The organism is Arthrobacter sp. SO3, from assembly GCF_020532825.1.
Lineage (GTDB): Bacteria > Actinomycetota > Actinomycetes > Actinomycetales > Micrococcaceae > Arthrobacter.
Genome location: NZ_MQTS01000059.1, coordinates 1 through 9,681 on the forward strand (window position 1 = coordinate 1; position 9,681 = coordinate 9,681).

7 protein-coding genes are annotated in these 9,681 nt (G+C 69.6%); 2 read left to right on the plus strand and 5 right to left on the minus strand.

What is annotated here, in order from left to right; translation table 11 throughout:
- Positions 1 to 79: 79 nt before the first annotated feature.
- A complete protein-coding gene (gene lipB / locus BJQ90_RS06575) occupies positions 80 to 748 on the minus strand; it encodes a lipoyl(octanoyl) transferase LipB (RefSeq protein ID WP_226759499.1) in 669 nt (222 codons plus the stop codon).
- Between the two features lie 109 nt (positions 749 to 857).
- On the opposite strand from lipB, the gene BJQ90_RS06580 reads away from it, so the two are divergent.
- Positions 858 to 2,885 (plus strand): protein kinase domain-containing protein, encoded by a 2,028-nt coding sequence (locus BJQ90_RS06580; RefSeq protein WP_226759500.1) that lies wholly within the window; start codon positions 858 to 860, stop codon positions 2,883 to 2,885.
- Positions 2,886 to 2,932: 47 nt separating this feature from the next.
- Here BJQ90_RS06580 and BJQ90_RS06585 read toward each other — a convergent pair whose 3' ends face one another.
- Complete coding sequence (locus tag BJQ90_RS06585) at positions 2,933 to 3,835, minus strand: TIGR01777 family oxidoreductase (RefSeq protein WP_226759501.1); 903 nt, start codon at positions 3,833 to 3,835, stop codon at positions 2,933 to 2,935.
- Positions 3,836 to 3,908: 73 nt separating this feature from the next.
- Between BJQ90_RS06585 and BJQ90_RS06590 the strand changes: the two genes are divergently transcribed.
- Positions 3,909 to 7,523, plus strand: coding sequence for a S41 family peptidase (locus tag BJQ90_RS06590; RefSeq protein ID WP_226759502.1), 3,615 nt, complete (start codon positions 3,909 to 3,911; stop codon positions 7,521 to 7,523).
- An 89-nt stretch (positions 7,524 to 7,612) separates the two neighbouring features.
- On the opposite strand, the gene BJQ90_RS06595 is transcribed toward BJQ90_RS06590, so the two are convergent.
- From BJQ90_RS06595 to sucB, 3 genes are all read right to left on the minus strand, one after another.
- Positions 7,613 to 8,041, minus strand: a complete 429-nt coding sequence (locus BJQ90_RS06595; protein WP_056431323.1) for an OsmC family protein — start codon at positions 8,039 to 8,041, stop codon at positions 7,613 to 7,615.
- A 190-nt stretch (positions 8,042 to 8,231) separates the two neighbouring features.
- Positions 8,232 to 8,582: a hypothetical protein gene (locus BJQ90_RS06600; protein WP_226759503.1), complete on the minus strand. Its 351-nt coding sequence runs from the start codon at positions 8,580 to 8,582 to the stop codon at positions 8,232 to 8,234.
- 99 nt (positions 8,583 to 8,681) lie between these two features.
- Positions 8,682 to 9,681 (minus strand): 2-oxoglutarate dehydrogenase, E2 component, dihydrolipoamide succinyltransferase (sucB, locus tag BJQ90_RS06605; RefSeq protein ID WP_226759504.1); only part of this gene is annotated, 1,000 nt, incomplete at its 5' end.

The window sequence follows — 9,681 nt, forward strand, 5'->3', positions numbered from 1 at the left end:
CACTCCGGCTTGCGTTCCACCGGGGTGGCCGCATTGCGCTGCTCGATCCGCAGCATTTTCCGGCCTTCTGGTGCCAGGGTCACAGTAGAGCTCCTTCATGGGTTGCAACTAGCGCTTCTTCATTGTTGCGCAGTTCTTCGATGATCCGCGACACGAGGTCGGCGGGCGCGACGTCCCGGCCCGTCTCCTGCGAGATGGTGGTGACGCCGGCGTCGGTAATGCCGCAGGCGATGATCTGGCCGTACGGTGCGAGATCGTTGTTGCAGTTGATCGCGAAGCCGTGCATCGTGACGCCCTCATGCACACGGATGCCGATCGCGGCGATCTTGCGCGCAGGGCCTTTCTCATCCTGGTCGATCCAGACGCCGGCGCGGCCCTTGATCCGGACAGCCTCGATGTCGTAGTCGGCGAGGACGGCGATGATCACGGCTTCAAGCCGCTCCACGTAGTCGCGGATGCCGGCCTTGTTCCTGAGCTTGATGATGGGGTAGCCGACCAGCTGTCCCGGACCGTGCCAGGTGAGCTTGCCGCCGCGGTCCACCGGGACCACGGGAGTGCCGTCAAAGGGGCGTTCATGGTCTTCGGTGCGCTTGCCCGCCGTGTAAACGGCGGCGTGTTCCAGCAGGAGGACCGTACTGGGGGCAGTACCGGCGAGGACCCTCTCATGGAGTTCGCGCTGGATGTCCCAGCCGTGTGTATATTCAACGAATTCCGGGGCGAGACCCAGCTGGGAGAACTCAAGAGTCATGCCTTCCAGCTTAGACCTCGGGTGTCCCAGCGGCTGATTCTGTGGCGAAGCTCTCACCGCCCTGTGGATAACTTCTGCGGGATTCCGACGGATCCGGTATTCCTTGGCTATGGAAGATTACGAAGCGGCCGGCGTTGCGGGCCCCGAGGTTCCCGGCCACGACGTCGGCCGGTGCCTGGGACGCGGCGCCAGCGCGACCGTCTGGCTGGTGACGGAACAGTCGACCGGACGCGAGTTCGCGCTGAAGTACTTTTGCCCCGGCACTGGTTCCGACCCAGACGACGCGGAGGAATCGATCCGGCGGGAGATGAGGATCCTGTCCGTTCTGGACCACGAGCATCTGGTGCGGGCCCTGGGAGTGCTGCGCGTGCGCAGCGGTCGCCGGCCCGGCATCCCTGACGACGACGGCGGTGATGGCGGTGATGGCGCCGGCAATGACGACGGCGGTGATGGCGGTGATGGCGCCGGCAATGACGACGGAGGTGATGGCGACGAAGGCAATGACGGCGACGGCGGTGGCGAACGCGGCGACGGTTCCGCCGGCAAACGCCTGGGTTTGATCATGGATTACGCAGCTGGCGGCTCGCTGGGCCAACTCGTGGCCGGCAGGGGGAGTCTGGGGCCGGGGGAGACGGTGACGGTTCTGACGCCCATCGCCCAGGCCCTTGCGTATCTGCACAGTCAGGGCTTCACACACGGCGATGTGTCACCAGGCAACGTGTTGTTCACCGCGCACGGAAAACCGCTGCTGGGCGATCTTGGCGTGGCCCGCATGGTGGCCGACGCCATATCGGTGTCCGGAACCGGGACCGAGGGCTTCCGTGACCCGGCGCCGGTGGACCCCGTCCGGGCCGGACTGCAACCGGACCGGAATGTCTACTCGCTCGCGGCGCTGGGCTGGTTCTGCCTGACAGGACGCGCCCCTGAGCCGGGCGCGCAGCGGCCTCCGCTGCCCCTCCTGGTTCCGGGGGTTCCGGCAGCGCTGACCGCGGCGCTGGAAGCCGGACTCCAGGGGGACCGCAGGCTCCGGCCGTCCGCCGCCGAGCTGGCGGCCGCCGTCCACCGCAGCACCGCGGCCGCGCCGGTGGACCTCTCGGTCTCGGTCCACCCCACCGTCATTCCGCAGCTGCTGACCCGCCGTGCCCTGCCCGGCACGGCACGCGAGCGGCGGGCCGAACTGTTCCGGTCCCTGCCGCGCCGCTTCCACAGGACCCGCTCTGCCGGGCCCCTGCCCTCCGCGGTGCCTCGACCCTCCGGGCCGACCGCCGGGCTCACCGCCGGGCTCACTGCCGGGCTGACTGCCGGGCTGACTGCCGGGCGGACTGCCGGGCGGACTGCCGGGCGGACCGAAGCGCGCCACGCTGCCCGCGGGGTGTTCCGCGGCCGCGGCAAGGAGGGCCAAAGCAAGCCCCGTCCGAAACCTGCGGGCCCGAAACCTCCGGGCCACCGCGGCTACCGGGCCGCGGCTGTGGGCCTGGCACTTGGCGGTGTCCTCGTTATCGTGTGGGCGTTCGCCGGTGCCCGGCTCCCCATGCCGTTCCCAAGCGTCGAAAACCTGGAGGCCGGTCACAACTCCGCCCCTGCCCCCGGCACGCCGGCCCTGGGTGCCGCCGTCGTTCCTCCGGAGGTGCAGGACCAGCTCGCGTCGCCGGACCCGGAGGAAGCGGTCCGCGGGCTGGCGCGGCTGCGCTCGTTGGCGTTCAGCTCGGGGGATTTCCGGCTGCTGGAGCAGGTAAACGTCCCGGAGTCCTCAGCTGCCGTGGCGGACGGACGGATCAGCGCCGCGCTCACGGAGTCCGGCCGCGTGCTGGCCGGTTTCTCCACCGACCTCACCGAGGTGTCGGCTGCCGGGGAGAACGGCCGGCCGCTGGCAGTCGTGGCCGTTACGGCGGCTACGTCCGCCTACCAGGAACGCGATGCCACCGGGACGGTGGTGGCCGATGCTGCCGCCGCGCCGGCGCAGCAGCTGAGGCTCGTGCTGGTGCCGGTGGAGGGCCGCTGGCGGATCCGGGACATCCTCCCGGCCGACGCCGCTGCCGACGCCGGTGAAGACGCCGCTGCCGACGCCCGTGAAGACGCCGCTGCCGACCCCGGTAACGACGCCGGTATCGGTGCCGACCCGGCTAGCGGGGGCTGACGGCGTTGCGGCTCCTCAGGAGCGCAGCTCCCCAGAGCCGCGGCGCCTCAGTCCTCAGGGCCGCGGCCGGTGACCCAGGCGGCGGCCTGGGCGAGCGACGGGTGCTGCCATTCAAAGCCGGCGGCGCTCAGGACTGCCGGTTCCATCCGCTGGCTGGCGAGCAGCAGCTCCTCGGCGAGTTTGCCCATCACCAGGCGCAGCACCGGCGCGGGGACGCGCAGCACCGCCGGCCGGTGCAGGGCCGCGGCGAGTTGCGCGACCAGCGAGTTGACGTCCGCGGTTTCCGGACCGCAGAGGTTCACCGGCCCGGACAGTGGGTTGTTGAGCAGGAAATCAAAGGCGCCGGCGACGTCGGGGAGCGTGATCCACGGCCAGTACTGCCGCCCGTTGCCCAGCGGTCCACCCACGCCCAGCCGCAGCAGCGGCATCAGCCGTCCCAAAGCGCCCCCCGAACGGCTCAGCACGACGCCGGTGCGGGGAGTGACCACCCGGACGCCGGCCGGAGCCTCGTGCGCGGCAGCCTCCCAGTCGACGCAGATCCCGGCGAGCACACCGCTGCCCGCGGGGGCATCTTCCCGGACCAGCGCCGCGCCGGCGTTGCCGTAGTAGCCGGAGCCCGACTGGCTCAGGAAGACCGCCGGCGGAGCGTCCAGCCGCCCCATTGCCGCCGTCAGCGTCCGGGTCGCCCCCAGCCGCGAGTTGCGGAGTTCGTTGATACGGGACCGGGTCCAGGGCCGATCGCCGATGCCGGCGCCGGAGAGGTTGATGACGGCGTCGGCCCCCTTCAGCGCGGTGTCGTCGATGTAGCCCTCCGCGGGGTTCCACTGGAACTCGGACGGCGCGGCGGGCGGCCGCCTGACCAGCGTGCCGACGTCGTGCCCGGAGTGGCGCAGGGAGCGGGAAATGGCGGTTCCGATCAGCCCTGAGGCTCCGGCAACAATGATTCGCATGATCCATCTCACCATGCCCGGCACGACGGGGACACCTCCCGGGCGGCACGGCCCTCTTGACTATGATCTAACGATGACCTCTTCGAGTTACTTCCGTTTCCCGCATCTGCACGGTGATCTGGTCACTTTCGTGGCCGAGAACGACGTGTGGATCGCGCCCCTGGGCGGGGGCCGCGCCTGGCGCGTGTCCTCGCTTCAGCTGCCCGCCCGCAACCCGCGCTTCACGCCGGACGGCAAGCGGCTGGTGTGGACGGTGGTTCAAGGAACGGCCCCGGAAGTTGTCACCGCGGATGTCGACGGCGGCGGCTACCGCCAGCTGAGCTACTTCGGCCACGCCACCACCAAGGTTAAGGGCTTCACCCCCGACGGCGACGTGCTGGTCACGAGCGCCTTCCGCCAGGCTGACAGCCGCCATACCCATGCCTTCAGCCTGCCCGTCACGGGCGGCTGGGCCACCGAACTCCCGCTGGGCCCGGTGGAATCCGTCGCCTTTGGGCCGGTCGTCGGCGACGAACGCCCCGTGGTCCTCGCCAGCGTGCTCTCCCGCGAGCCGGCCTGGTGGAAGCGCTACCGCGGCGGCGCCGCCGGCAAGCTCTGGATCGACGCCGACGGAAACGGCGAATTCGAACGCCTCGCCGCCTCGCTGGACGGCAACCTGACCGACCCGATGTGGATCGACGGCCGGATCGCCTTCCTCTCCGACCACGAGGGCTTCGGCAACCTCTACTCCGTGCTGCCCAACGGCTCGGATCTGCGCCGCCACACGGACCATGAGGACTTTTACGTCCGGCATGCCGCGACCGACGGCCAGCGCATCATTTTCGAATCGGCCGGTGAGTTGTGGCTCCTGCCGAACCTCGGCGCGGACGCCGTCAAACTCGAGATATCGCTGGGGTCCGCGTCCCAGGCCCGCCGCGCCGCGCCGCTGAAGCCGTCCAAGCACCTGGGCGACGTGGTTCCGGACCGCACCGGCGGCTCCAGCGCGGTGGAAACCCACGGCACGCTGCACTGGCTGCGGCACAAGGACGGCCCCTCGCGGGTCCTGGAAGCCACCCCGGGTGTCCGCGCCCGCCTGCCCCGCCCCTTCGGCGAGGGCCGGATCGCCTACGTGGCTGACCACGACGGCGTCGAAGCCCTGTATCTGAAATCGATCGCCGGACCCCTGGACTTCGGGAACCGGGGCTCCGGGAACCCGGACTTGGGAACCACCCCAGCCGGGCACCAGCCGGGCGGAAAGCAGTCCGACGGAAACGCGGCCGACGGACAGCCGGCCGATCCTGCGGCGCAGAAAGCCGCGACGCCGCGGGAGGGTTCCGACGCCGGCACACCCCTGCCCAGCCCCGTCTCGGCGGCGGCGCTCACCCGGCCGGACGCCGTCGCCGTGGTCCCGGCACCCACAGCCGCACCAACGGCCGCCGCGACGGTCCAGCAGACAGCGGACGCCGCTGACGCTACGGGCCCGGCGGAAGCAACCGCCCCGGCGCCGCAGGGGCGATCCCCTCAGCTCACCCGGATCGAATTCCCCAAGCCGACCCGGGCCAGCGCCATCGAGGCCAGCCCGGACGGCCACTGGCTCGCCGTGGGCACCGCCTTCGGGGACATCTACCTGGCCGACACCCGCACGGGCACCCTGTCGCTCGTCAGCAGCATCGGCGAAGGCAGCATCGAAGGCTTCAGCTGGTCCCCGGACTCGGCCTGGCTGGGCTGGTCCGAGCCGGTCACCTCCTTCGGCTCCCGCAGCCGGCTGCGCCTGACCAGGGTCGACGACGCCGGCGCCGCCCCGGACGGGACGCGCACCATCATCGACGTCACCGACGGACGCTTCCGCGACGAATCGCCGTCGTTCACCCCCGACGGCAAGTACCTCGCGTTCCTCTCCAACCGCAGCTTCGACCCGGTCTACGACGGACACTCCTTCGACCTGTCCTTCCCGAGCCCGATCAAGCCCTACCTCGTGGCCCTTGCCGCGGACACGCCCTCGCCCTTCGGCCCGAGCGTTGACCTGCAGGAAGCCCTCGAGGCCACGCAGCCGGTGGAAAACGCCGACGCGGACCAGATTCCTGCAGTCCGGGTCGACGCCGACGGCCTGGCCCACCGGGTCATCAGCGTGCCGGTGCCGCAGGGCAACTACTCCGACCTGACCGCGACCGCCGGAGCCCTGCTTTGGCTCGACAGCGAACTCTTCGGCGTCACCGGAGAGGGCCGCGCGAGCCTCGAGGACAAGAACGCAGCACCGTGCCTGGTCCGTTTCGACCTGGCCCGGCGCAAGGCCACGACCATCGTGGACGCCCTGGACAGCTACCGGCTCTCCGGCGACGGCGAGAAGGTTGTGGTCCTGCAGGACAAGCAGATCCGGGTCTCGCCCGCCAACGCCAAGGCTGACGAGGAGTCCGGCCAGCTGGTCAAGGTCGACCTCAGCCGCATCCGTGTGCAGCTCGATCCGCTCAGCGTCTGGGGGCAGGCCTTTGATGAAGCCTGGCGGCTCCAGCGCGACTTCTTCTGGACCGAAGACATGGCCGGGCAGGACTGGGACTCGGTGCACGCCCGCTACCGTCCGATCGTGGACCGGCTCGGCTCGCACGACGACCTCGTGGACCTGCTGTGGGAGCTCCACGGTGAATTGGGCACCTCCCACGCCTACGTCCGTCCCTTTGCTGTCACCGAGAACGGCAGCAACGGCCAGGGCCGCCTCGGCGCGGATCTCGCCTTCACCGGCGAGGGCTGGGAGATCACCCGGATCCTGGCGGGGGAATCCTCCGACCCGCTCGCCACCTCGCCACTGACCCGCCCGGGCGCTGACGCCAAACCGGGCGACTTGCTGCTGGCGATCGACGGCGTCGAGCTCACCGAAGCGCGCACCCCGGCCATGCAGCTGGTGGGCGCCGCGGGTCGCGCCGTCGAGCTCACCCTCCGCAACGGTGCCGGGCACGGAAGCCTGGCCGGGAAGCAACGCCGCGTCGCCGTGGTCCCGGTCCGGGACGAGGAGCGGCTGCGGTACCAGGAGTGGGTGGCCGCCAACCGCCGGACGGTCCGGCAGGCCTCGCAGGGAAACTTCGGCTACCTGCATATCCCCGATATGATGGCGCACGGCTGGGCCCAGCTGCACCGCGACCTGGACACCGAAACAGCCCTCGACGGACTGATCGTCGACGTCCGCCGCAACCGGGGAGGACACACCTCCCAGCTCGTCGCGGAACTCATCGGCCGCAAGGTCACCGGCTGGAGCATGCCGCGCGGGGAGCGGCCGCGGACCTACCCGCACCATGCGCCGCGCGGTCCGGTCATCATCCTGACCGACGAATTCGCGGGCTCCGACGGCGACATCATCACCCAGGTCTCCAAGCTGCGGGGGATCGGCCCGGTCATCGGTACCCGGACCTGGGGCGGCGTGGTTGGCATTGACAACCGCTTTGCCCTCGCGGACGGCACCGGCGTTACCCAGCCGCGCTACGCCACCTGGTTCTCCGGCGGCGTCGGATGGGGTGTCGAGAACTTCGGCGTCGCGCCGGACATCGAAGTCACCTTCCCGCCACACGCCTACGCCGCCGGCACCGACCCGCAGCTGGAATACGGCATCGGTGCGCTCAAGGAAATGATCCAGGAGCTGCCCACGGACCGTCCGCCGCTGCGCGAGGGCTACCGCCTCGTGCGGCCTGCCCCGCTGCCGGCCCGCCGGCCGGAGGTCTAGGCCGCAGCACCCGCCGGCGCGGCCCGCCCACGGCTAAGGCCCCCGTTCCCTGCAGGGAACGGGGGCCTTAGCCGTGGGCGTGTCAGGAGCTAGGAGGCCAGCGTGGCGTCCAGGGTGATCTTGATGCCGGTGAGGGCGGCCGAGACAGGGCAGCCCACCTTGGCTTCCTCGGCGATACGCTGGAATTCGTCTTCCGTGATTCCCGGAATCCGCGCGCTGACGGTCAGGTGGCTGTCCGTGATACCGGTGCCGGGCACAAAGGTGACATCAGCCTTCGTGTTCACTTCCTCGGGCGTGTGGCCGGCCTGGGCGACGGCGAGGCTGAAGGCCATCGAGAAGCAGGCCGAGTGGGCGGCGGCGATGAGCTCTTCGGGGCTGGTCTTGCCCTCGGAAGCCTCAGCGCGCGCCTTCCAGGTCACATCGAAGTTACCCAGCCCCGAGCTGTCCAGGGTTGTGTTGCCTGCGCCCGTCATCAGGTCGCCATTCCAAACAGTGTGTGCGGTGCGTGTTGCTGCCATGTCCACTCCTCAAGTTCGTTGAAATCCACAGACCCGGCGATCCGCCGGATCGTGCCGTTTCCCATCCTAGGGATTTAGCGCTGCCGCCGCACCGGTGTCCGCTGTCAGTGGATTGTGACCCCCTTGAACGACAACGGCGACGCTCCCCGTGCGGGGTGCGTCGCCGACGTCGGACTACACGACTACACGACTACTGCCAAAGGGTAGCGACTGCGATATTGATAAGTCCCATCCCGCCGACGGCGTGTGCCAGGCCTTTGGGGACGCCTGCACCGGACGTCGCCTTGCGGTAACCGATGACAGCGGCGACCAGCACAACGACGGCGATCACCAGTTTGACCGCGATCTTGCCGTAGTTCAGCGGATCGTGGGTAGCGCCCGCGATCCCTACGAGTGCCAGTCCGGTGACCAGCTGCGCAATGGCGCCGTACAGCTGCACCGGCAGGACCGTGGGCTTCTTGAAGGTGGCGAACCAGCCACCGACGATCGCGGCGGCGCCGAGGATGTGCAGGAAGACCAGAAAATATTTAAGAATGTCCATGACTTCAGCTTAGCGACAAACTGTCGGTAAACACCGCAGGGCACCCTCCCTTGCGGGAAGGTGCCCTGCAGTCACCTGATTCCAGGCGGGGTACAGCTCCTAGAGCCCCAGGTCGGCCTCGAAGGCGCCTTCCTCAAGGCGTGCCTTCAGCGTCTGCAGGAAGCGTCCCGCGTCGGCGCCGTCGACCAGCCGGTGATCGTAGGTCAGGGAGAGGTACATCATCGAACGGATGGCCAGCGAGTCATCGCCGTTCTCATCGGAAACCACTACGGCCCGCTTGACGATCGCGCCGGTGCCAAGGATGGCCACCTGCGGCTGGTTGATGATCGGGGTGTCGAACAGCGCGCCCACGGAACCGATGTTGGTGATGCTGAAGGTTCCGCCGGAGAGCTCGTCCGGTCCGATCTTGCCGTTGCGGGTGCGGTCCGCGACGTCGGCGATCTTGCCGGCCAGACCGGCGAGGTTCAGGTTGCCGGCGTCGGCAATGACCGGAACCAGGAGGCCCTTGTCCGTGTCCACCGCAATCGCCAGGTGCTCGGCGTTGTGGTACGTGATTTCCTGCTTGTCCTCGTCGTAGGAGGCGTTGACCTTCGGGTGCTGCTTCAGGGCTTCGGCCACAGCCTTGGCGATGAAGGGCAGGAAGGTCAGCTTGGAGCCGTTCTGGGCCTGGAAGGAGTTCTTGGCCTTGGCGCGCAGCTTGGCGACCTTGGTCATGTCGACCTCGTGCACCTGGGTCAGCTGGGTGGAGATGTCCAGCGACTCGCGCATGCGGCGGGCAATGACCTGTCGGATCCGCGGTGCCTTCTGCACGGTGCCGCGCAGCGAGGACTGGTCAGCGGCCGGACGCGCGGCCGGAGCAGCGGCCGGTGCTGCGGACGGTGCGGCTGCCGCAGGAGCCGGGGCTGCCTTGGCTTCCGCTGCTGCCAGCACGTCCTGCTTGCGGATGCGGCCACCGACGCCGGTGCCGGTCAGGGAGTTGATATCCACGCCCTGCTGGTTGGCAAGCTTGCGGACCAGCGGAGTGACGTAGCCGGACTCTGCGGCCGAAGCGGCCGGGGCAGCCTCCTTGGCCGGGGCAGCCGGGGCTGCGGGGGCTGCG

Excerpts from the sequence above, each read along its gene's own strand:
- lipB (WP_226759499.1), bottom strand. The coding sequence starts at position 748 with ATGACTCTTGAGTTCTCCCAGCTGGGTCTCGCCCCGGAATTCGTTGAA.
- BJQ90_RS06580 (WP_226759500.1), top strand. The coding sequence starts at position 858 with ATGGAAGATTACGAAGCGGCCGGCGTTGCGGGCCCCGAGGTTCCCGGC.
- BJQ90_RS06585 (WP_226759501.1), bottom strand. The coding sequence starts at position 3,835 with ATGCGAATCATTGTTGCCGGAGCCTCAGGGCTGATCGGAACCGCCATT.
- BJQ90_RS06590 (WP_226759502.1), top strand. The coding sequence starts at position 3,909 with ATGACCTCTTCGAGTTACTTCCGTTTCCCGCATCTGCACGGTGATCTG.
- BJQ90_RS06595 (WP_056431323.1), bottom strand. The coding sequence starts at position 8,041 with ATGGCAGCAACACGCACCGCACACACTGTTTGGAATGGCGACCTGATG.
- BJQ90_RS06600 (WP_226759503.1), bottom strand. The coding sequence starts at position 8,582 with ATGGACATTCTTAAATATTTTCTGGTCTTCCTGCACATCCTCGGCGCC.